Source organism: Plantactinospora sp. BB1 (genome assembly GCF_003030385.1).
In the GTDB taxonomy this organism is placed as follows: domain Bacteria; phylum Actinomycetota; class Actinomycetes; order Mycobacteriales; family Micromonosporaceae; genus Plantactinospora.
Genome location: NZ_CP028159.1, coordinates 1,099,684 through 1,122,037 on the forward strand (window position 1 = coordinate 1,099,684; position 22,354 = coordinate 1,122,037).

Consider the following 22,354-nt stretch of genomic DNA (forward strand, 5'->3'; position numbering starts at 1 on the left):
CACCCTGTTAGGCATGGGGGCGGCATGGTCGTAGCTCACGAAAGCGCCTACGGTGTCAGCGTTTTCGGGGAGTCCGGCGACGGCGGCGTCGACACGGTACGGCTGGAGATCCTCGGCTCGGTGCGGGCCTGGCGCGGTGGGCACCAGATCGCCTTCTCCTCACCCGGCCAACGGGCCGTGCTCGGCCTGCTCGCGCTCGCCGCCGGCCGGCCGATGACCCGGGCCGAGATCATCGACGTGCTCTGGGACGACAGCGAACCGCCGGCGACGGCCACCAACGTGATCCAGACGCACGTCAAGAACCTCCGTCGACTGCTCGAACCCGACCGGCGCACGCACACCGCCAGCGCCGTCCTGCCCCGGGTCGGCGACGGGTACGCGGTGGGTGTACCCGCCCGCAACCTCGACCTCTGCGTGTTCCGGGAACTCGCCGGCGCGGCCTCCGAGGCGTACCGCCGGGACGACCTGGCCGGTTCGGTCCGGCTCTGGCAGCGGGCGCTGGCGCTGTGGCGGGCCGAACCGCTGGTCGACGTCCCCTCGCTCGCCGGGCACCCGAAGGTCGTCGCGCTGGCCGAGGAACGCCGGGCGGCGGTACGCCGGTACGGCGAGGTCATGATCGCCGTCGGCGGGGCCGCCGACGTGCTCCCGGCGCTGGAGGAACTCGCCGCCGGCAGTCCGCTGGACGAGACCGCCCAGGCACTGCTGATCCGCGCCTACCACGCGCTCGGGCGCCGGGACCGGGCCGTCACGGTCTACCGCGCCGTCCGTCGGCGCCTCGTCGAGGAGTTGGGAGTCGAACCCGGCCCCGAACTGGCCGGCGCCTACCGGGACGCGCTGCGGACCGCCGAGACGGCGGCACCGGCCACCGCGCCCGATACCCGCGACGCGCCGGCCGTGCCCGCGCAGCTCCCCGCCGACGTACCCGGATTCTGCGGCCGCTCGGCCGAACTCGCCAGGCTGGACCGGCTGCTGGTGCGCCCCGCTCAGCACGCCCGGCCGGACCCGTCGACCGTCCCCGTCGTGGTGCTCTCCGGCACCGCCGGAGTCGGCAAGACCGCCCTCGCCCTGCGCTGGGGGCACCACGCCCGGCACCGGTTCCCCGACGGGCAGCTCTACGTCAACCTGCGCGGCTACGACGTCGACCGGCCGATGCCGCCGCAGGAGGCGCTGGCCGGGTTCCTCCGCGCACTGGGCGTACCCGGCACCGAGGTGCCGTTCGACCTCGACGAGTGCGCGGCACGGTACCGCAGCGCCCTGGACGGCCGGCGGATGCTGATCGTGCTGGACAACGCCGCCTCGGTGGAGCAGGCCCGGCCGCTCCTCCCCGGCAGCGCCTCCTGCGCCGTGCTGGTCACCAGCCGGAACACCCTCGCCGGACTGGTCGCCCGGGACGGCGCCGAGCGGATCGAACTCGGCCTGCTCACCAGCGCCGACTCGGTCGAGCTGCTCTGGCGCACCCTCGGCGAGCGGGTCGCCCGGGAACCGGCCGCCGCCGCGGCGCTCGCCGAGCGCTGCGCCCACCTGCCGCTGGCGCTGCGGGTCGCCGCCGAACTCGTGCTCACCCGACCGACCGCACCGCTGGCGGTACTCGTCGCCGAGCTGGCCGACCAGCAGCACCGGCTCCGGCTCCTCGACGCCGGGGGCGACCCGCGCACCGGCGTACGGGCGGTGCTCTCCTGGTCGTACCAGCAACTGCCGTCCGCCGCCGCGCGCGCCTTCCGGATGCTCGGGCCGCATCCCGGACCGGACGTCGACCGGTACGCCGCGGCGGCGCTCTTCGACACCGAACCGGAGCCGGCCCGGCACCTGCTCGACACGCTCGCCCGGGCGAACCTCGTGCAGACGGCGGGCAACCACCGCTACACCTTCCACGACCTGCTCCGGGCCTATGCCACCGAACGCTGTGCCGCCGACGAGCCGGCCTCGGCGGCCGACGCCGCCGCCGACCGCCTCTTCGACTACGAACTGGCCGCCGCGACGACGGCGATCGACACGCTCTATCCGGCGGAACGGCACCGCCGGGCACCCGTGCACCGGCCGCCGGTCCCGCCACCGCCGATGCCGGACCCGCAGGCGGCCCGGGAGTGGCTGGACGCGGAGCGGCCGACCCTGGTGGCGACGGCGGTCCGGGCCGCCGAACGCGGCCGGTCGGCACACGCGGTACGGCTGACCCTGACCCTGCTGCGCTATCTGGAGAGCGGCGGATACTTCGCCGACGCCGAACGGATGCACACGCACGCCCTGGCGGCGGCCCGGCAGGACGGCGACCGGGTCACCGAGGCGCACCTGCTGACCGGCCTCGCCGTGATGTACGCCCAGCAGGGCCGGTACGCCCCCTCGATCGCCCGGCTGCGTGAGGCGGTGGCGCTGAGCCGGGAGAACGGCGACAGTGCGGGTGAGGCGCGGGCGCTGGGCAACCTCGGTCACGTCCAGCAGCGGCAGGGCCGGTACGACGAGGCGGCCGAGGCGCTGCGTGCCGCGCTGCTGCTCTGCCGACGGGCCGGTGACCCGGCCGGCGAGGCCCGGGCCGGCGGCAACCTCGGGCACGTACTGCTGCGGCAGGGCAACTACCGGGAGGCGGGGGTGCACCTGCGTACCGCCGCCGTGCTCTGCCGGCGGATCGCCGACGCGACCGGCGAGGCGTACGCGCTGACCAGCCTCGGGGACCTGCACCTGCGCGCCGGACGGCTGCGCACCGCCGCCGGTCGGCACCGGCGGGCGCTGGCGTTGTTCGAGGCGGTCGGCGACCGGGCCGGCCGGGCGCTCGCGCTGGACGGGCTCGGCCGGGTACGCCTGCGGCAGGGAGACCACGAGTCCGCACTGGAACTGGTCGAGCAGGCGCTCACGCTGCTGCGCCGGGTCGGTGAGCGGGCCGGCGAGGCCGCGTCCACCAACAGTCTCGGTGAGATCCTGCACCGGCTGGGCCGGCCCGAACCGGCGCGGGCGCAGCACAGCGGCGCGCTCAGCCTGGCCACCGAGATCGGGGACGCGTACGAGCAGGCCCGGGCGCACGCCGGACTCAGCCGGGCGTACCGGGCGGCCGGTGACGACGGGCGTGCCGAGACGCACTGGAGTTCCGCCAACGCCCTCTACCGGATGCTCGGGGTGCCCGAGGCGGCCGAGTCGCCGGATCGGCTGGCCGTGCTCGGCCGGCCGTCCTGACCGCGCCGCCGGCTACTCCTCGATGGCGCCACCGATCCGGCGCAGGTGCCGCCGGAAGCTGTACCCCGGATCGGCCGCCCGCCGGGCCAGATAGTCGGCGAAACGGGTCTGCTCGCGCAGGGACTGCCCGGCCCGGATCCGGTCGGCCTGGTCGCGTTCGGTCCGCCGGATCTGCCGCGCGGTCGTCAGCACCTCCTCGGTCCGGTCGACGGCGACGAACAACACCCCGTCGTCGTCGGCGAAGACGGCATCGGCCGCACCGACGGAGTGCGTACCGAACGCTGCGCTGACCAGGGCCGCCGGCTCGGGTTCGTCGAGGCGTACCGGACCGGCCGGGTAGCTGCCGTAGCTGAAGACGGGCAGACCGATCTCCACCAGCTCCGGCGTGTCGCGGTGCAGGCCCCAGATCACCAGACCGGCCAGCCCGGCCGCCCGGGCCTCCAGCACCACCAGGTCGCCGACACAGGCCTCGTCGGTCCGCCCGCCGTTGTCGACGACCAGCACGTCGTCCCGGTCGGCGGCCTCCAGCGCCGCCAGGAAGACGTCCACACTGCCGTAGTGCCGGGCCGGCAGGACGCGCCCGGCGAGCCGCTGTCCGGGTACGACCGCGGCGATGCCGGGCGGGGCGATCCGCAGCGGCACACCGAGGCGTACGCAGGCGTCGGCGACCAACGGCGTTGACAGCTCGGCGAAGGCGTCGCGCAGCACGAGGGTTCCCTCCCTGGTCGGATGCGGTTCGGCGGTGATCTCGCGCCACCGGCGGGAGGCCCGATGCTACCGACGGTCGACCGGTTGCCGGCCGGGCCAATCCGCCACCGGTGGCCCTTGGTCGACGGCGGCACGGTGCCGGCCGGGGCGGGGGTCAGCGGGGCGGGGGTCAGCGGGGTGCGGGCTCTCCGGAGAACCGGGCCGCGCTCTCGCCGTCGAGCCGGCCGGGTGGCAGCAGACGTCCGCAGATCACCAGCAGCAGGTCCTGGGCGAGACCCCGCAGCGGGCTGCCGGTGCCGTAGCTCCAGTCCAGGTCGGTGGCGTGCAGCGCCACCCCGCCGAGGTCCACTCCGAAGTACCCGATGTTTCTCGGTCGCATCCGGGACAGCACCAGGCCGACCCGGTCCGGTGGTGTCCGGCGGTCCAGCCCGAGTCCGACGGTGATGTCGAGTCCGTGGATCACGTCGTGCGAGAGCGCGCCGTGCGCGCCGCCGCCGGGTGGTGTCCAGGTGTGCGCGACGTTGTCCCGCAGCGACCCGAGCAGGCGCTCGGCGGAAAGTTCGGCGGCGTCGCGCCGGGCGCACCGGTCGGCCATCCGGTCGAAGCTTCCCCGGGCCCTGACCAGGTCCACGACGAAACGCCCGAACGAGTTCCGGAACGGCAGGGTGGTGTGTGCGACGACCTCGCGTACCCGCCAGCCGGCACAGAGCGTGGGCGCGTCCCACTGCTCGGGGCGGAGTGCGGCGAGCAGGTCCACCTGTTCCTGGCGCTCGGCCCGTACCTCGGCCCACAAACGATCTTCACTCATCGACTCTCCTCCCGTCCGGCCGCACCGGCCCGGCGGCTCCTGCCGGTGATACGGGGCGGGCGCGGAAAACTCATCGGTGCCCGGACACGTCCCTTTCGGGGGTGGCCGGGCCGGCCGGGCTGGGTATGGTCGGACCGGTGGTGGAACCGACGACCGTGCAGACATCCCGGCTGGACGCGCAGACGTCCCGGCTGGAGCCGTTCCGGACGGAGCTGACCGGATACTGCTACCGGATGCTCGGCTCGGGGTTCGAGGCCGAGGACGCCGTCCAGGAGACCCTGGTGCGGGCCTGGCGGTCGTTCGACCGGTACGACGAGCGGCGCGGGTCGCTGCGCACCTGGCTCTACCGCATCGCGACGAACATCTGCCTCGACATGCTCCGCAGCGCGCAACGCCGGGCGCTCGCCATGGACCTGGGGCCGGCCGCCGACGGGCCGGGCATCGGCGCACCGGCCCCGGAGCGGGTCTTCGTCCAGCCGGTCCCGGACGGCGCCGCGCTGTCGATGCACGGCGACCCCGAGGAGCTGGCGTTACGCCGGGAGACGATCCGGCTGGCGTTCGTTGCCGCGTTGCAGCACCTGCCGCCCCGGCAGCGGGCGGTGTTGATCCTGCGCGACGTGCTCTGCTGGCGGGCCGAGGAGGTCGCCCACCTGCTGGAGAGCACGGTCGCGTCGGTGACCAGTGCGTTGCAGCGGGCCAGGGCCACGCTGCGGACCGTCGACCGGGCCCCCGGCGAACCGTTCCGGCCGGCCGACCCGAACCAGCGCGACCTGCTCGCCCGGTACTGCGACGCGTTCGAGCGCCACGACGTCGAGGCGCTGGTGGCGTTGCTGCACGAGGAGGCCACGATGTCGATGCCGCCGGTCCGGTTCTGGTTGCGGGGTCGCGATCAGATCCGGCTGGCCCTGCTGGATCCGGCCGCGTCGTGCGCGGGTGCCCGGCTCGTTCCGGTCGCGGCGAACGGCTCCCCGGCGTTCTGGCAGCTCCGGCCGGCTCCCGAGGGCGGCTACCGGCCGTTCGGGCTGGTCCTGCTCGACGTGGCCGACGGACTGGTGACCGGGCTGACCACGTTCCTCGACGCCGACCGGCTGATGACCCTCTTCGGGCCGCCGGCCGAGTTGCCGTCCGCCGACCGATGAGTTCCGGCCTTCCGCCGCGTACCTCCCGACGGAAGTGCTACGACGGATCCCGGAGGAGACCGACATGACCACCGTGCAGCCGATCATCGTCACACCCGACCTGCCCCGCCTGCTGAACTTCTACCAACGGTTGCTCGGCGCGGTGGAGGTACGCCGGTTCCCGGACGACGGGCCGGTCTTCTACGTCTTCCTGCGGCTGGGCGACTCCGACCTCGGGGTGGTCAGCGAGGCCGAGGTCGACCTCTCGACCCCGTCGCGGATCGCCCTCAGCGTGGCCGTGCCGGACGTCGACGGGCTGCTGGACGAGGTGACGGCGCTCGGCGGGCGGGTGCTGGGCCCGCCGAACGACATGCCGTGGGGCCAGCGGGTGGTCCACCTGCACGATCCGGACGGCAACATGGTCAACCTGACCCAGGAGCTGGGCGAGGGCGACCGGGCGGGCTGAGTCGCCGGCCCGGTGACTCCGGGGTCTCCGACCGGCCGGAGTCGCCGGGTGTCCGGCGCCGGAGGGGGCCGGCGCCGGACGGGCCCGTTCAGCAGCCGATCACCCAGTGGGCGGGACCGGTCTGCCGGAGGGTGCTGGTGGCGAAGATGTTGTAGAGACCCATCCGGGCGCCGGAGCCGAGCGCGTAGGCGTACCCGCCGGACTGGTAGGCGCGGCCCGCCTGGACGTGCGCGTAGTTGCTGGCGGTGACGCAGACCGGGTCCTCGCCCGGATCACCGGGATCGCCCGGGTCGCCGGGATCTCCGGGGTCGCCGGGGTCGGTGCCGGTGCCGAGGCCGAAGAAGAGCGCGTCCCGGTACGCCGAGCAGATGGTGTCCAGGAAGTAGGCGGCGGCGGTGCCACACTGCTCGGTCCCGGAGCCCGGGTCGACCGGGGTGCCGTGGCCCATGCCGGCGACCCGGTAGAGGCGCACCTGGTCGGCGCCGTACGTCTCCAGCGTGGTGCCGCCGGGCAGGCTCGACGTGCCGCTCGGGGTCTGCGACACGCCCAGCACGTTGGTCCACTGGTCCCGGGACTCGGTGGCGTTGGCGGTGCCGACCGTGTAGTCGGCGGTGCCGTGCCAGATCGCCACCTTCGGCCGGGCGCCGGAGTAGCCGGGGTACGCCTGCCGGACCAGGTCGCCCCACTGCGCCGGGCTCCGGTCGACGCCCGGGTTCATGCAGCTGAACGCGTTGACCATGCTGGTGGCGCAGCGGTAGGGGATGCCGGCGACGATCGAGCCGGCCGCGAAGGTGTCCGGATAGCTGGCGAGCATCGCCGCGGCCATCGCCCCACCGGCGGAGAGCCCGCTGACGTAGACCCGGTTGGCGGCGATGCCGAAGCTGCTCCGGGCGTGGTCGACCATCTGCTTGATGGAGAGCGCCTCGCCCTGGCCCCGGGCGGTGTCACCCGGCTCGAACCAGTTGAAGCAGGAGGTGGAGTTGTTCGCCGACTTCTGCTCCGGGACGATCAGCGCGAACCCCCACTGGTCGGCGTACTTGCGCCAGCCGGAGTTGCTGAAGTAGCCGTTGGCGTTCTGCGCGCAGCCGTGCAGCAGCACCACCGCGGGGGCGTTGCCGGGCAGGTTGTCCGGCCGGTACGCGTACATGGTGAGGTTGCCGGGGTTGGAGCCGAAGCCGGTCACCTGGCCGAAGGTGGCGGCCTGGGCGGGCCCGCTGACGGCGAGTACGCCGACCGCGGCCAGTACGGGCACGAGGGCGGCCCGCACGAGGCGGGCCAGGACGGGTCTGTGGCGCATGGTGGGCCTCCGGCGGCGGTGTGGGCTGGATCACGTGGAAGTTGCCGCGACGTTACGACCCGAAGACGAACCGCCGACATGGCGCGTCGTCACACATTTCCCGACGTCGAAGTGATGCCGATCCCCATGGCCGCGGAGCTGGCGGCGGGCGCCGGTCAGCCCTTGATCCCGGTCGCCATGATCCCGCGCACGATCCACCGCTGGGCGACCAGGAAGACCAGGGCCAGCGGGAGGACCGAGACGACCGCGCTGGCGAAGAGCGCCGGCAGGTTGATCGCCTGTGCGGTGAGGTTCGTCGACATCGCCACCTGGACCGTCCAGAGTGCCGGATCCTGCCCGATCACCAGCGGCCAGAGGAACGAGTTCCAGTGCTCGATGAAGGAGAGTACGCCGAGCGCGGCGAGCAGCCCCGCCGAGTTGGGCAGCGCCAGCCGCAGGTAGACGCCGAGGTGGCCGAGCCCGTCGATCCGGCCGGCGTCCTCGATCTCCTGCGGGAAGCGCAGGTAGAAGCCGCGGAAGAGCAGCACGGCGAGGGCGTTGAACAGCCCCGGCACGATCAGCCCCCAGAGTGTGTTCACCCCGCCCAGCGAACCGACCACCACGAAGGTCGGCACGAAGGTGGCCGCGCCGGGCACCATCATGGTCGCCACGACCAGCAGGAAGACCGGCCTCGCCGCGGCGACCCGGATCCGGGCGACCGCGTAACCGGCCATCGAGGCGAGGAGCGTGGAGACCGGGGCCGAGACGATCGCGACCAGCGCCGAGTTGAGCAGTGCCCGACCCAGCGGGGCGCTGCTGTTGGCGAACGCGTCGGTGAAGCCGGTCAGGTCGATCCGCTCCGGCCACCAGCGCCACTCCAGGGCGCCCAGCTCGGTCTGGGTCATCAGTGAGTTGCGCAGCAGCAGATAGAACGGGAGCAGGAACGGCACCGCGAAGACGACGGCCGCCAGGTAGCTGCCGATCCGGGCCCGGCCGATCCGGCCGGCACGGCGGCGTGGGAGGCGGTCGTCGCTCATTCCCCGTCCCCTCTGCCGAAGCCGACCAGCCGGCCCTGCACCAGGGTCACCAGCACGATCAGCAGGGTGACCACGAACGCGCCGGCCGAGCCCAGGCCGTAGTCCTGCTGCACCAGCGAGACGTCGTAGAGGTAGACCAGCGGCGGGCGGCCGTCCGGACCGGGCGCGCCGGCCAGGCCGGTACTGAGCAGGTTGTAGAACTCGTCGAACGCCTGGAACGCCGCGATCACCAGCAGCAGGGTCACCGCCACGGAGGTGTTGCGCAGCAGCGGGAAGGTGATGTGCCGGAACAGCCGCCACTCGCCCGCCGCGCCGTCGACCCGGGCCGCCTCGTACAGCTCGCCGGGGATCTCCTGCATGCCGGCCAGGAACAGGATCATGTAGAGGCCGATCTGCAACCAGAGCCGGACGGTGATCAGCACGATCCAGTACAGCGGCGGGTCGACGGTGGCGATCCACGCGGTCGGCTCCTGGCCGAAGAGGGCGGCCAGCGAGTTGGCCGCGCTGGACGGTACGCCGCTGAACAGGCTCATCTTCCAGATCAGCGAGGCGACCACGTAGGAGACGGCGGCCGGCAGGAAGAACGTGGTCCGGAACAGTGCCCGACCCCGGCGCAGCCGGTTGACGAGTACGGCCAGCCCGAGCGCGATCGCGAAGGTCAGCGGCACGATCACCAGGGTGAAGACCACGATCATCGACAGCGAGGTGCGGAACCGGGGATCGCCGAAGAGGGTCCGGTAGTTCTCCAGTCCCGCCCAGTCGCCGAGCGCGATGGTGCCCCGGGCGTTGCTGAAGCTGAGCAGCAGTCCCCAGCCCATCGCGACGTACTTGAAGAGCAGCAGCCCGACCAGCAGCGGCGCGGTCAGCAGCGCGAAGGCCCGCCAGGCCGACCAGTCGACCCGGCGGCGGCGCGGCGGCGCGGACGCCGGCCGGACCGCCGGCCCGGCGTCGGCCTGGAGCGGACCGGTACGCACGGACACCGGGGCCTCAGACCGTGGGCAGCTTGTCGAGCGCCTCCTGGGAGCGGCCCGCCGCAGCGGTCAGCGTCGCCAGCGGGTCGGCGTTCTTGCGGATGATGTCGGAGGCGGCGTCGTCGTACGGCTTGCTGACCGTCGGCGCCCAGAGCGCGGTGGTCCGGGTGCCGTACTGGTTGAGCAGGTCCACCACCTTCTTCGCCGGCCCGGTCCGCAACGGCTCGGCCTGGGCGGCGAGGCTGGCCCGGGGCGGCACGTGGAAGCCGTAGCTCAGCGCCCAGTCCTGCTGCACCTCGTTGTTCTGCAACCAGAGCCACTGCACGTACTTCTTCGCCTCGTCGACGTGCTTGCTCTTGCCGTTGACCACCTGGGACCAGCCGCCGAGGATCACCACCGGCTTGCCGGTCGGGCCGTGCGCCGGCCACGGGACGAGGTCGAAGTCGTCGCCGAGTTCCTTGCTGATCCGGGGCAGCGCCCAGAGCCCGCCCCAGGCGATCGCGGTGGCGCCGGTGATCAGGGCGCCCGGGTCGTACCACTCGGTGGCGTAGCCGAGCAGCATCGACTTGTCGGTGAACATCCGGCGGGCGACGGCGAAGGCGTCGGCGATCTCCGGGGTGGCGTAGCTGACCTTCCGGTCGGTGAGCACGGTCTGGCCGACCGAGAACGGCAGTACCCCGCGCATCCCGGCGAGGCCGTCGTTGCCGACGAAGATGCCCTTGGTCTTGCCCTTGGTGAGCGCCTTCGCTGCGGTGACCAGCTCGGTGAGGGTGGCCGGTGCCGCGATGCCGGCCCCGGCGAGCAGGCTCTTGCGGTAGTAGAGCAGCATCACGTCGATGATCATCGGTACGCCGTACGCCTTGCCGCCGTGGGTGAGCGGGCTGAGCGCGTGCGGGTTGAGTTCGGCCTTGGCCGCCCCGAGGATGTCGTCGAGGGCGGCGACCTGCTGCTGCGCCACCATGTCCGGGGTGACCTCGTTGATCTCGTACACGTCGGGGCCCTCCGGGGTGAGCACCGACGACTGCCACTTCGTCTTGTAGTCGCCCGGCACCCAGGTCACCTTGACCGCGACGTCCGGGTTCTGCTTGGTGTAGTCGGCGGCGTAGCGCAGCGCGGCCTCCCGGGTGCCCTGCTCGCCGTACTCGTGGTACCAGTGGTTGAGGGTGACCTTGGCCGACCCCCCGCCGCCGCCGGTCGGGTCGGACTGGCAGGCCGGGAGCACGGCGCCGCCGACGACCAGCAGCGAGCCGCCGAGGAAGCGCCGTCGGGACAGGCCGGAACGGGTACCGCTCATGGTGCGCCTTCCTTCTCGCGCGGCAATCGGCGCGGGCATTGGAGCTGGTGGATGGCGTCGCTGGGGTGAGCCGTAGCCTAGGCTTCTGCAACTACTTCGTCAAGGACAAAGAATAAGCCTCCGCGACCGGTTGACGCCCCGCCGTCCAGATCGGACGATCTAGGCATGGCCTTCGATCTCCCGGCCCTGCCCGGCTTCGCCTTCGGCGGCGACTACAACGCCGAGCAGTGGCCGGAGCAGGTCTGGACCTCCGACGTCCGGCTGATGAAGGACGCGCGGGTCGGCCTGGTCACCGTCGGCGTCTTCGGCTGGGCGATGCTGGAGACCGAACCCGGCCGCTACGACTTCGACTGGCTCGACCGCCTACTCGACCTGCTCGCCCGGCACGGCGTCGCCGTCGACCTGGCCACCGCCACCGCCGCCCCGCCGCCCTGGTTCAGCCACGCCCACCCCGAGTCGCTGCCGGTCGGCCCGGACGGCAGCCGGCTCTGGTGGGGCAGCCGGCAGGCGTACTGCCCCAGCTCACCGGTGTACCGGGCGGCGGCCGTGGCCCTGGTCGAACGGCTCGCCACCCGCTACGCCGACCACCCGGCGCTGGCCATGTGGCACGTCAACAACGAGTACGGCTGCCACGTCGCCCGCTGCTGGTGCGACACCTCCGCCGAGGCGTTCCGGAGCTGGCTGCGCGACCGCTACGCCACCCTGGACGCGCTCAACGCCGCCTGGGGCACCGCGTTCTGGTCGCAGCGCTACACCGACTGGGCGCAGATCCTGCCGCCCCGGCAGACCCCGAGCTTCACCAACCCCACCCAGCAGCTCGACTTCCACCGCTTCTCCTCCGCCGAACTGCTCGACTGCTACCGGGCCGAACGCGACGTGCTGCGCCGGCTCAGTCCGGGCGTACCGGTGACGACGAACTTCCTGGTCGACCGGTGGAGTGTGGACTTCTGGGCCTGGGCCGGCGAGGTCGACGTGGTCGCCATGGACCACTACCTGAGCGCCGACCGCGCCGACCCGTACGCCGACCTCGCCTTCATCGCCGACCTGGCCCGGTCACTGGCCGGCGGTCGGCCCTGGGCGCTGATGGAGCACGCCGCCAGCGCCGTCAACTGGCAGCCGCGCAACCTCGCCAAGCCGCCCGGACGGCTGCGCCGGGACTCGCTGGCACACGTCGCCCGGGGCGCCGACTCGGTGCTCTACTTCCAGTGGCGGGCCTCCCGGTCCGGCGCCGAGAAGTGGCACTCCGGCATGGTGCCGCACGCCGGCACCGACACCAAGGTCTGGCGCGAGGTGGTGGCGCTCGGCGCCGAACTCGACGAGCTGGCCGAGATCGTCGGCAGCGAGGTGGTCGCCGACGTCGCCGTACTGCTCGACTGGCCGAGCATCTGGGCGCAGCAGCACCCCAGCCAGCCGAGCGTGGACGCCGAACCGGTGGCGTTGCTGGAGCAGTGGCACCGGGTGCTGCGTACCGCCACCGTCACCTGTGACTTCGCCCGACCCGGCGGCGACCTCGGCCGGTACCGGCTGGTGCTGGTCCCGGCACTGCACCTGGTCAGCGACGCCGACGCCGAGAACCTGACCCGGTACGTCGCCGACGGCGGCACCGTGCTGATCGGCCCGTACGCCGGGGTGGTCGACTCCGACGACCGGATCCGGCTCGGCGGGTACGGCGCCTGGGCCGAACTGCTCGGCGTACGGGTCGAGGAGTTCTTCCCGCTCGACGAGGGCCAGCGGGTGCCGCTCGGCGACGGCACGTACGGTCGACTGTGGACGGAGATGGCGACGGCGGAGACGGCCGAGGTGCTGCTGACGTACGCCGCCGGACCGCTGGCCGGCGCTGCGGCGCTGACCCGTCGGCGGCACGGCCGGGGCACCGCCCACTACCTCGGTACCCATCTGGCCGACGCCGACCTAGGCCGGCTGCTGACCCGGCTGGCCGGTGAGGCCGGGGTGGTGCCGGTGCTGGCCGCCCCGCCGCCCGGGATCGAGGCGGTGCAACGCCGGCATCCCGACGGTCGCCGCTACACCTTCCTGGCCAACGACACCGACGGCCCGGTCGAGGTCACCGTCGACGGCCGGGTGCTGTGCGGTGCCGAGCCGGCGCCGGGCGGCGTCCGGATCCCGCCACGCGGCTTCGCCGTGCTCCGCGCGGATTGACCGGGCGGCGTCCAGATCCCGCCACGCGGCTTCGCCGTGCTCCGCACGGGTTGACCGGGCGGCGTCCAGATCCCGCCGCGCGGCTTCGCCGTGCTTCGCACGGGTTGGCCGGCCCGGCGTCCGCCGGGAACTGACCGGCATCGCGCCCCGGCCGCAGCCGAGTTGCACCGGCCGAGCGGCACGGCGCCCGATCGGCGGCGGCGATCGGACCGGTTCCCGGCCCACGGCGGTGCCGGGCGGTCAGCGTTGCCGGATGAGGCCCCCGGCGGTGGTGCCGATGCCGGCGAGGAAGCGCTTGAGGGCGAAGGTCGCCGCCCCGAGGCTGACCGGGTTGCCGGGGATCCGGCAGAGCGTGATCTCGGTCGCCGCCAGCGGCCGGCTCAGCGCGTGCTGGGCCACCACCGCCCGGACCTCGGCCAGCAGCGCCTCGCCGAGCCGGGCCGCGACCCAACTGCTGAGCACGATCACCTCCGGGTTGACCAGGTTGACCAGGTCGGCGACGGCGACGCCGAGATAGCGGGCGGTCTCGGTGACCACCTTGGCGGCCACCGGATCTCCGGCGGCGACCCCGGCGGCGAGCGCCTCGACGGTCGCGGTCTGGTCCTCGGGGTGCAGCAGTGGACTGTTCGGCGCCAGGTCGCGCAGTGTCTGCATGATGCCGGGGGCACCCACGTACGTCTCGACGCAGCCACGGCTGCCGCAGTGGCAGAGCCGCCCGTCGACCACCAGGGTGGTGTGCCCCCACTCCCCCGCACTGTTGGTGGCGCCCCGGTAGAGCGCCCCGCCGAAGGCCAGCCCGGCGCCGACCCCGGTGCCGAGGTTGACCACCACCACGTCGTCGCGCCCCCGCCCGGCCCCGAACCACAGCTCGGCGACGACGCAGGCGCGCAGCGGGTTGTCCAGATAGAGCGGCAGGTCCAGCGAACCGGCGAGCAGGTCGCGCAGCGGTACGTCGTGCCAGTCCCAGTTCGGGGCGTACACCGAGACCCCGCCCTCGCGGTCGACCTGGCCGGGCACGCTGACCCCGACCCCGAGCACCCGCTCCGGGTCGACGCCGCCCTCGGCGAAGGCCGCCCGGACCGCCGAGGCGATGTGCGCCACCACCTGCTCGGGCCGGTTCTCCGTCCGGTGCAGCTCCTCCTCGACGCTGGCCAGCACCCCCAGCCCGGCGTCGAAGAGGTCGACGTGCACGTACGTCTCGGCCACGTCGACGCCGACCAGCGCGCCGCCGGCCGGGTTGACCGAAACCACACCCCGGGGCCGCCCGCCGCCGGAGTCCTGGTAGCCCACCTCGACCAGCAGCCCCAGCTCCAGCAGCTCGCCGATCAGGTTGGCGGCGGTGGCGAGGCTGAGCCCGGTGTCCTGGGCGATCTGCTGCCGCGACACCATCGGCGCGCCGATGATCCGGCGCAGCACCTCGAAACGGTTGGCGATCCGGATGTCCCTGGAGGTGCGCTTCACGGCGAAACTCTAGACCCTTCGTGGCCGGCACCCCGGCGGACCCGGCGGCGGCTGACGCTCGTCGAAGACATCGACTAACGCTTATGATAAGCAGACGAGATAGTCTCCGCGCCAGCACGAGATCGGACCGAACGGACCGGCCGGCGCCGTCACCCCGGACCGAACGCACCGACGGCCCCGTCACCCCGGGCCGCACGGTCCGGGGAGCGGCCCGCGCGTTCAGGGGCGGCGGGTACCGATCACCGTCGAGAGGTCCGGGGCCAGCCGTACCTCGGTGGCGAGCAGCGCCGGATGGTTTAGCCAGCCCAGCCGGGCGGCATCCGGAGCCGGACCGAGCATCGGCGGCCACCCGGTCAGTGGCGTGAAGTCGTCGACCACCACCGACCCGGCCGGCCGGAGCAGCCGCTCGGGATCCGCCGCCGCACCCAGCTTGCCGTTGCCACCGCCGTCGAGGACCAGCAGGTCGAACGGGCCGTACCCCTCGATGCGCGTCCAGTCGCCGGAGACCACTTCGACCCCCGGGACGGCGGCGAAGAGCCCGGCCACCCGCTCGGCCCGCTCGGCGTCCCGCTCGACGCTGACCACCCGGACCCCGGGCCGCCGGCCGGCGACCAGCCAGGCCAACCCGACACCGCAGCCCGTACCCGTCTCGCCGATGGCCGTGGTCGCGCCGGCCGCCAGCGCGGTCAGCAACCGCCCCTGTTCCAGCCGGCACGAGCATCCGAAACCCAGCTCCTCGGCGAGCGCCACCGCCGCCGAGACGAGCGGCGGCAGCCCGGTCACCCCGGCATAGCTCGCGGTACCCCGCATCGACACGTCGCTACCTCCCCCGCCGTCCGGGCCACCACCGCCCGCTCCCTAACGCTTCGGCCACTGCCAGGCCGGCTCGTCCAGCCGGCCCCGTCCGGCGACCCGGGTCTCGCCGAACTCCTTCACCAGCTCGATCGTGCTCAGTTCGGCCGCGTCGTGCTCCAGCGCGCCGGTCAACGCCCGGGAGTGGCTGACCACCACCACCTGGGTACGTGCCGAGCCGGCCAGGATCAGCCCGGCCAGCGGCCGCAGCAGCTCCGGATGCAGGCTCGTCTCCGGCTCGTTGAGCACCAGCAGCGCCGGCGGTCGCGGGCTGAGCAGCGCGGCGACCCAGAGCAGGTACCGCAGCGTGCCGTCGGAGAGTTCGGCACCGCCGAGCGGGCGCAGCAGGCCCGGCTGGTGCAGCCGCACCTCGAACCGCCCGGACTCGACCCCGATCGTCAGCTCGGTGCCGGGAAACGCCGCGTCGACGGCGGAGGCCAGCGCCGCGGCGTCGCCGGTCTCCCGGATCGTCTGCAACGCGGCGGCCAGGTCGGCACCGTCCGGGCCGAGCACCGGGGTCCGGGTACCGACCTGCGGCTGCCGGGCCGGCGCGGCCATGTCGGTACGCGGCTGGTCGTAGAAGCGCCACGACCGGATCCGCTCCCGTACGCTGAGCAGCTCCGGGGCGCGCTGCGGATCGGTGTACTCGCTCAGCATGCTGTCGAACGGGTGCACCGCGTCCGGCACCGCCAGCCACGACCGGCCGTCACGGATCCGCAACGCGGTACCGGCGCGCTCGGCCAGCAGCGTCGACGGGCGCAGCAGCGGCCCGGACCAGACCGCCTCCCGCTTCACCTCCGGATCCCGGGTGAAGGCCGAGTCCTTCGACGGCGGAGGCAGCCCGAAGTCGACGGCGTACCCGAAATCGTCCCCGGCGAAGCCGAGGCGCAGGCTGACCGGGCCGCGCCGGACCGTCCCCTGCACCGGATGCTCACCGGCCCGGACCGCCCGGCCGATCGTCTCCGACCCCGCCCAGAGCGTCGACGACAACCCGCCCTCCCGGGCCAGCGCCGCGACCGCCCCGTTGCGGGCCGAGTCGGCCAGCAGCCGCAACGCCCGGTACAGGCTCGACTTGCCGGTGCCGTTCGCCCCGGTCACCACCGTCAGCCGGCCCAGCTCCACCACCAGGCTGCGCAGCGACCGGTAGTTCTGCACGGCCAGGGTGCGGATCATCCGGCCAGGTTACGGCCCCACCGACCGGCCCGGGGTGCGGAGGCCACCCCGGCCGGCCCGGGAGAATGCGCCGACCGGCCACGGGCGGCTCCCGGTGCGGTACCCGGGAGGCACGCCCGTGGCCGGTCAGGCCCGGAGCTGATGCCCTGTAAACAGGTTCAGTCCACGGCCGGCCTGCGCGGTTGCCGGAGGGCCGGCTGCGCACCGGTGATGGTGAAACTCGACCCCGGCTCGACCACGATGTTGCCGGTGGCCGAGTTGGTGATGGTCACGTTCGACAGCGTCGCGCTGCCGCGCGCCCCGTTCATCGCCAGGATCCCGGCGCCGTTGTTGGACCGGTCGATCCGGACGTTGCTGATCACGACGCCCGGCATGTTGCCGCCACCGGTCTTGAACTGGATGCCGTCGTACGTCGAGTCGACGATCTCGGTGTCCCGGATGGTGACCCCGACGATGTCCCGGGTCGCCGGGAAGAGCGTGATCGCCCCGAACTTCTGCTGCTCGCCCCAGAAGGCGCCACCCGTGCGATAGAGCCCGTTGTTGGCGATCAGCGTCTGCCCGGAGAACGGCAGCGGGTCGTGGTCGGTGGCGAGCATGATCCCCGGGTAGTTCATCGTGTCGTAGATCAGGTTGTTCTCGATCCGGTTGCCGTACCCGCCGTAGACCGCGATGCCGTTGGCCCGCCACGGAAGCTGGATCGTGTTGTTGACGAAGGCGTTGGAGTGGCCGATGTCGACCGAGGTGTCCCGGACGTAGCGGCTGGCCCAGACCGCCAGCGCGTCGTCACCGGTGTTCCGGAACGACGAGTTGAAGACCCGCGAGTTCCGGGTGCCGTTGGTGAAGTTGATTCCGTCGGCGTACGTGTTGCGGATCCGCATCCCGGTGAACTCCAGCCCGTCGCCGGGACCCCAGAGCGCCGGGATGTTCTCGTAGTCCCGGCCCACCCAGACGCCGACGTTGGCGTGCTCGATCCAGACGTTGCTGATCCGGGTACCCACGCCGAACCGGCCGTTGAGCCCGACGCCGCCCTCGGCACCGCCCGGCCCGCCCCGGATCCGGCCCGAGCCGAAGATGGCGATGTCCGAGATCTGGGTGTTGGCGTCGATGTCGAAGCCGAAGTTCCCCTCGTGCGGGTGGTTGATCCCGCCGACCACCAGGTGCGGTTCGGTCAGCGTGTAGAGCTGCGAGTGCCACATCCCGGCACCCCGGATGGTGACGTTGCTGATCCCGACCTGGTTCCACTGCCCCCGGTTCAGCGGGTCGTCGGTGAGGATCTTCTGCTCCTGGCGCCACTGCCCCGGCGGGATCCAGACACAGCCGATCACACCGTTCTGGTCGTCGGTGACCGCCCGCTGGATCGCGGCGGTGTCGTCCAGCCCGTCGTTCGGCACCGCGCCGTACTGGGTGATCGACGTGCAACCGGCCGGCTGGCTGGTCGCCGGGGCGACCTGCTCCAGGTCGACCAGGTCGATGATGTAGAACGCCGCCGTGTCGCCCGCGTCCCGCTGGAGCCGGAACCGGGTGCCGGCCGGGTACGACTGGGCCAGCAGCGCGTTCGCCTCGTCGAAGAGCCGCCGGGCGTCGCCACCCGGGCTGTTCGACAGCCCCTCGGGGTCGTCGGTGTTGCCGTACAGCCAGCTGTGCCGGGAGGAGAGGGTCAGCTTGCGCAGGAAGGTGTCGTTGACGTACAGGCTGATGGTGGCCTCGATGCCGCCGCCGCCCGGCGCGTCCGGGATGGAGTTGCGCACCACGATCGAGTTCGCCGCGTTGGTCGAGGTGAACTCGACGAACTGACCGGTGCTGTTCAGCCGCACCGACCTGCGCCCCGAGGACTCGGTGGCGAAGTTGGTGTGCCCGAAGGTACGCAGCGGATCGGCCTCCAGCAGGGTGCCCTGGTAACGGCCGGCCTCCGCCTCGTACGACACGTACGGCACCGCCGCACCGCGCCCGACGACGATCGACTGGGTGCGTACGTTGTTGCCCTCGTTCGTCTCCGCGACCACGTTTGTCGCGTCGGCGGTGGCGGTGATGGTGGCCCCGCCGCTGGTAGCGGTCCAGCTGCCGCTGATCGCCACGGCGCTGGTCGCACCCGCCGCGATCGACGGGGTGTTGGTGTTCAGCGTGGTGCCGCCGACCGTGACCCGGGTGACGGTGGTCGCGCCGGTCGCGGCGGTACCCCGGTTCTGCACCGAGACCGTGAAGGTCACCGCCGCCCCGACCGCCGGGTTCGGCGGGTTCGAGGCGATCCCGGTCACCTGGAGGTCCGGGCCGGGTGCCTGGCCGACGACCAGCGGCGACGGGGCGGTGAAGCTGTTGTTGGCGTCGTTCTGCTCGACGATCGTGTTGGTCGGGTCGACCACGGCGACGACCGGATAGCTGCCCATCGGCCGGGTACCGGCGTTCACCGTGACCGTGGCCGAGGCACCGGCGGCCAGCGCGGGCACCGGGGCGCTGCCGGCGACGGTGCCGCCGAGGCTGATGTTGACCGTGGTCGCCGCGGCCGCCGCCGAGCCGCTGTTGCGGACCGTGGCCGAGAGGGTGACCGGGGTGGTCTCGCTCGGCGCGGCCGGCGTCCAGCTGGTCGAGGTGACCACCAGGTCCGGGTTGGGCGCGGGGGTGCCGCAGACCTCCAGCTCGGCGACCTGGCCGGACGGGGCACCGGTGTTGGAGTTGAACCGGAGCTGCACGTCCGCCGTGGTCGCGCTGACCGGGACCACCACCGCGTTGCTGCCCGCCACGAACTGGTAGTTCGCCGCCGGCACCAGGCTGGTGTAGGTGGTCGCGGCCTGGTCCCGGCCGAGCACCTGGAAGTTCTGGGTACGGGTGCCCCAGGCGGGATCCGGGTTCAGCTTCACCTGCACCGCCGTGATCGCGTGGTTGGCGCCGAGCGCCACCGTCAGGGTCTGCGGATAGCCGGGCGCCCCCTCCCAGTACGTGCCGAGCGAGCCGTCGACGGCGTTCGCCGGTACGAAGGTGAAGGTGGAGCCGCTGGCGGTGGCCGGCCTGCCCCGGGCGACGTTGACACAGCCGGACTGTTGGCTGCCGGTCCGGGTGACGGTGTTGCTGTTGCCGGAGAGGTTGCCGGCCACGTCCCGGGCCCGGACGAAGTACGACACGGTGGTGTTGGTGGGCTGGGTGTCGTTGAAGCTGGTCACGTTGCCGAGCGAGGCGACCTGGGCACCGTTGCGGTAGACGTTGTAACCGGCCAGGCCGCTGCCGCCGGGGTTGTCGGTCGAGGCGCCCCAGCTCAGCGCGATCGTCGTACCGGACTGGGTGAAGCCGAGCGTGCCGGGCACGGCCGGCGGGGTGGTGTCGGTGCCGCCGCCACCGTCCGGGCCGTAGACCTCCAGTTCGGAGAGCTGCCCGGCCGGCCAGCCGCTGTTGGCGGTGATGGTGATCCGCAGGTAGCGGGTGCTGGCCTGCCCGAACGTGATCGTCACCGAGTTGGCGTCGACCGCCGGGTTGAAGGTGTACGTCCGGGACGCGGCCAGGTCACCGAAGGACGACCCGTTGGTACTCCCCTGCACGCTCAGCGTCTGGGTACGGGTGCCCCAGCCGGCGGCCGGCAGCTTCAGTACGACCCGGTTGACCGGGACGGCCGAGCCGAGGTCGACCTGGAGCCACTCCGGGAAGGCGTTGTTGACGCTCTCCCAGTAGCTGCCCTGGTTGCCGTCGACGGCCCGGGACGAGTCGTAGACGTCGGCGTGGCCGCTCTCCTGGGTGGGGCGGCCCTGCGCGAGGTTGCCCTCGGCCAGGGCGGCGGCGGCCGGGTCCGGTCGGCCGGCGGGGTCGGCCGCGACGGCCGGTTGGTGGGCGAGCTGTGCCGGGCCGGCGGCGTGCGCGGCGGGCACCGACAACGCCAGGGTGACGATCACGGCGGCGGCGACCGTCGTCGCCGTCGCCGGGACCAGATCGGAGCGTCTCATCACTGTCCTTTTCGCTGAGGGACGGTTCCACGGGTGGCGGGGGCCACGTCGCGGCGGCGGGGGTGGTCGGCAGACCGGCCGCGCCGGGAAGGTCGGGCGGGGCGGCCGGGGCGGTGCCGGGTCAGCGCGGTGGAAGTGGTGCCGTGGGTCGGACCGGGGACGGGCCGACCGGTGCGGACATGCCGATCGCATCACCGGCCTCTCCGGACCGAGGAGGACCACCAGCGGGAGGAGCGGGTGCTGTACGGAAGTTCCGCTTGGCAGTGGTAAACAGAGCATCGATCTGTTCTGTTCTTGCATGAGGTTGGCCAAAGGTTACCGGCGGGCCACCGACACGTCAACGCTTCCATTCCGATCGATGCGACCTCGGGAAGGCCCACCGCCGGCCCGACACAGAGCCGCCCGCCCCGCGACCACAACGGGTCACGGGGCGGGCGGGCTCACGCCGGCTACCGGCGTCGGCGCGGCGTGACTACCCCGCCGGCCTGCCGCAGACCGCGTCCGCCACGATCTCGTCCGCGCGGCGCAACACCGCCATGGCGGCCTCGTCCCCGGCCAACTGGGTGGTCAGGGAGAGCACGACGACCCGCCGGCCGTCCGTGGTGGCGCCGTTGACCGTACTCATCCCCGGTACGTCGCCGCCGTGGCTCCAGTACCCGCCGCAGGCGTTCGGCGCCCACATGACGCCGAGCCCGTAACGGGCGCCCGGCAGGTAGTCCTGGAAGGTCTCGGCGAGCACGGTACGCCGCATCTCGGCCAACTGGGCCGGGGCGAGCAGCCGGCCCTGTTGCAGGGCCTGCCAGAAGCGGACCAGGTCGGACGGGGTACTGACCAAATCGCCGGCCGTGTAGGCCATGGTGGTGTTGAACAGCGTGGTGTCGTCCAGCGGCCCACCCGGCTCCCACTGCTGGTAGCCCCTGGCGTGCGGCCCCGGCAGGTACGCCCGGTCCCCCGGCGTGGAGGTCTCGGTCAACCGCAGCGGCCGCAGGATGCGGTCCCGCAGTTCGGCCGCCCAGCTCCGGCCGGTCACCCGCTCGATCAGCATCCCGGCCAGGATGTAGTTGGTGTTCGAGTAGTCCCAGCTCGTGCCGGGGGCGAACGTCGGCGGGTGCGCCATGGCGAGCGCCACCAGTTCGGCCGGCTCGTAGTGGTCGAACCGGTGCCGGGCGTACCCCTCGGCGGAGGAGAGACCGGGCAGGTCCCGGGTGTAGTTGTAGAGGCCGCTGGTGTGCTGCAGGAGCTGGCGGACGGTGATCCGCCGGCCGTCGTTGCCGTTGCCCGCCACCACGCCGGGCAGCCAGCGGTCGACGGTGTCGTCGAGCCGGAGCCGACCCTCACCGACCAGTTGCAGGACCACCACCGCGGCGAAGGTCTTGGTGTTGCTGCCGATCCGGAAGTACCCGTCCCGGGGTACCGGCGCACCCGTGGCCAGGTCTGCCGTCCCGGCCCGGGCGTAGCTGTCGCGCACGCCGTCCCGGGCCAGCCCCTGCACCCCGGTGATGCCGAGGGCGTGCAGGTCGGTCACGCCGACCCGCAACCACCGTCCACTGTCGACGGATGTGGACCCGGACGCCGGTGGCGCGACGGCGACGCCGAGCATCGCGGTCACCAGCGTCGCGACCATCAGGCACCGCGCGCCTCGACCGAGCTTTATGGACACGTTGGTCTCCTCCCCCTCCGAGCACCTGGGCCCCACCCTAGGAAGCCCGTCGATGCGTCCACATCGGTGTTCGCCCCGAGGGGATATCCCCGGGCCAAGCGGATGGTCGGGTCGGGAGGGTGCTGCGGCGCACTCCCCGTAAAGCATCCTAGGACAATCGGTGTCCGGCCCGGGAAGAGACGGCGAAGGGCCGCCCGGCCGGGCCCTCCGCCCACCGCGTCGGCGGGTCACGCTCCCACCCCGACGCCGCCGCATCTGTACCAAGACGGTACGAGCGCGGTGGGC

15 protein-coding genes are annotated in these 22,354 nt (G+C 73.0%); 4 read left to right on the plus strand and 11 right to left on the minus strand.

Features of this window, described 5'->3' with window-relative positions; translation table 11 throughout:
* Positions 1–24: 24 nt before the first annotated feature.
* Entirely contained in the window at positions 25–3,162 is a 3,138-nt protein-coding gene (locus C6W10_RS04755) for a tetratricopeptide repeat protein (protein ID WP_107256850.1), read from the plus strand.
* A gap of 12 nt (positions 3,163–3,174) precedes the next feature.
* Here the strand turns inward: C6W10_RS04755 and C6W10_RS04760 are convergent, their stop codons facing one another.
* Entirely contained in the window at positions 3,175–3,870 is a 696-nt protein-coding gene (locus tag C6W10_RS04760; RefSeq protein ID WP_199853866.1) for an RraA family protein, read from the minus strand.
* 169 nt (positions 3,871–4,039) lie between these two features.
* Positions 4,040–4,678 (minus strand): maleylpyruvate isomerase family mycothiol-dependent enzyme, encoded by a 639-nt coding sequence (locus C6W10_RS04765; RefSeq protein WP_107256852.1) that lies wholly within the window; start codon positions 4,676–4,678, stop codon positions 4,040–4,042.
* Between the two features lie 137 nt (positions 4,679–4,815).
* Between C6W10_RS04765 and C6W10_RS04770 the strand changes: the two genes are divergently transcribed.
* Both C6W10_RS04770 and C6W10_RS04775 read left to right on the plus strand, forming a co-directional pair.
* A complete protein-coding gene (locus C6W10_RS04770) occupies positions 4,816–5,817 on the plus strand; it encodes a sigma-70 family RNA polymerase sigma factor (protein WP_234361616.1) in 1,002 nt (333 codons plus the stop codon).
* Between the two features lie 64 nt (positions 5,818–5,881).
* Entirely contained in the window at positions 5,882–6,262 is a 381-nt protein-coding gene (locus tag C6W10_RS04775; RefSeq protein ID WP_107263666.1) for a VOC family protein, read from the plus strand.
* Positions 6,263–6,350: 88 nt separating this feature from the next.
* Here C6W10_RS04775 and C6W10_RS04780 read toward each other — a convergent pair whose 3' ends face one another.
* From C6W10_RS04780 to C6W10_RS04795, 4 genes are all read right to left on the minus strand, one after another.
* Complete coding sequence (locus C6W10_RS04780; protein ID WP_107256854.1) at positions 6,351–7,559, minus strand: PHB depolymerase family esterase; 1,209 nt, start codon at positions 7,557–7,559, stop codon at positions 6,351–6,353.
* A 155-nt stretch (positions 7,560–7,714) separates the two neighbouring features.
* Positions 7,715–8,575: a carbohydrate ABC transporter permease gene (locus C6W10_RS04785; protein WP_107256856.1), complete on the minus strand. Its 861-nt coding sequence runs from the start codon at positions 8,573–8,575 to the stop codon at positions 7,715–7,717.
* A complete protein-coding gene (locus tag C6W10_RS04790) occupies positions 8,572–9,555 on the minus strand; it encodes a carbohydrate ABC transporter permease (RefSeq protein WP_234361617.1) in 984 nt (327 codons plus the stop codon). The genes C6W10_RS04785 and C6W10_RS04790 overlap by 4 nt, the downstream gene beginning before the upstream one ends.
* 7 nt (positions 9,556–9,562) lie before the next feature.
* Positions 9,563–10,840 (minus strand): ABC transporter substrate-binding protein, encoded by a 1,278-nt coding sequence (locus C6W10_RS04795; protein ID WP_159079240.1) that lies wholly within the window; start codon positions 10,838–10,840, stop codon positions 9,563–9,565.
* Between the two features lie 165 nt (positions 10,841–11,005).
* Between C6W10_RS04795 and C6W10_RS04800 the strand changes: the two genes are divergently transcribed.
* Positions 11,006–12,997 (plus strand): beta-galactosidase, encoded by a 1,992-nt coding sequence (locus C6W10_RS04800; protein ID WP_107256860.1) that lies wholly within the window; start codon positions 11,006–11,008, stop codon positions 12,995–12,997.
* A gap of 240 nt (positions 12,998–13,237) precedes the next feature.
* On the opposite strand, the gene C6W10_RS04805 is transcribed toward C6W10_RS04800, so the two are convergent.
* The 5 genes from C6W10_RS04805 to C6W10_RS04825 form a co-directional block, all read right to left on the minus strand.
* Positions 13,238–14,458: an ROK family protein gene (locus C6W10_RS04805; protein WP_107256861.1), complete on the minus strand. Its 1,221-nt coding sequence runs from the start codon at positions 14,456–14,458 to the stop codon at positions 13,238–13,240.
* Between the two features lie 219 nt (positions 14,459–14,677).
* On the minus strand, positions 14,678–15,268 hold the full coding sequence (locus tag C6W10_RS04810; protein WP_199853867.1) for an SAM-dependent methyltransferase: 591 nt from the start codon (positions 15,266–15,268) through the stop codon (positions 14,678–14,680).
* Between the two features lie 48 nt (positions 15,269–15,316).
* Positions 15,317–16,483, minus strand: a complete 1,167-nt coding sequence (locus C6W10_RS04815) for an AAA family ATPase (protein WP_107256865.1) — start codon at positions 16,481–16,483, stop codon at positions 15,317–15,319.
* A 158-nt stretch (positions 16,484–16,641) separates the two neighbouring features.
* Entirely contained in the window at positions 16,642–20,409 is a 3,768-nt protein-coding gene (locus C6W10_RS04820; RefSeq protein WP_107256867.1) for a CARDB domain-containing protein, read from the minus strand.
* 472 nt (positions 20,410–20,881) lie between these two features.
* Positions 20,882–22,069 carry a serine hydrolase gene (locus C6W10_RS04825; protein ID WP_234361618.1) on the minus strand — a complete coding sequence of 396 codons (1,188 nt, stop codon included), beginning with the start codon at positions 22,067–22,069 and terminating at the stop codon, positions 20,882–20,884.
* Between the last annotated feature and the right edge of the window lie 285 nt (positions 22,070–22,354).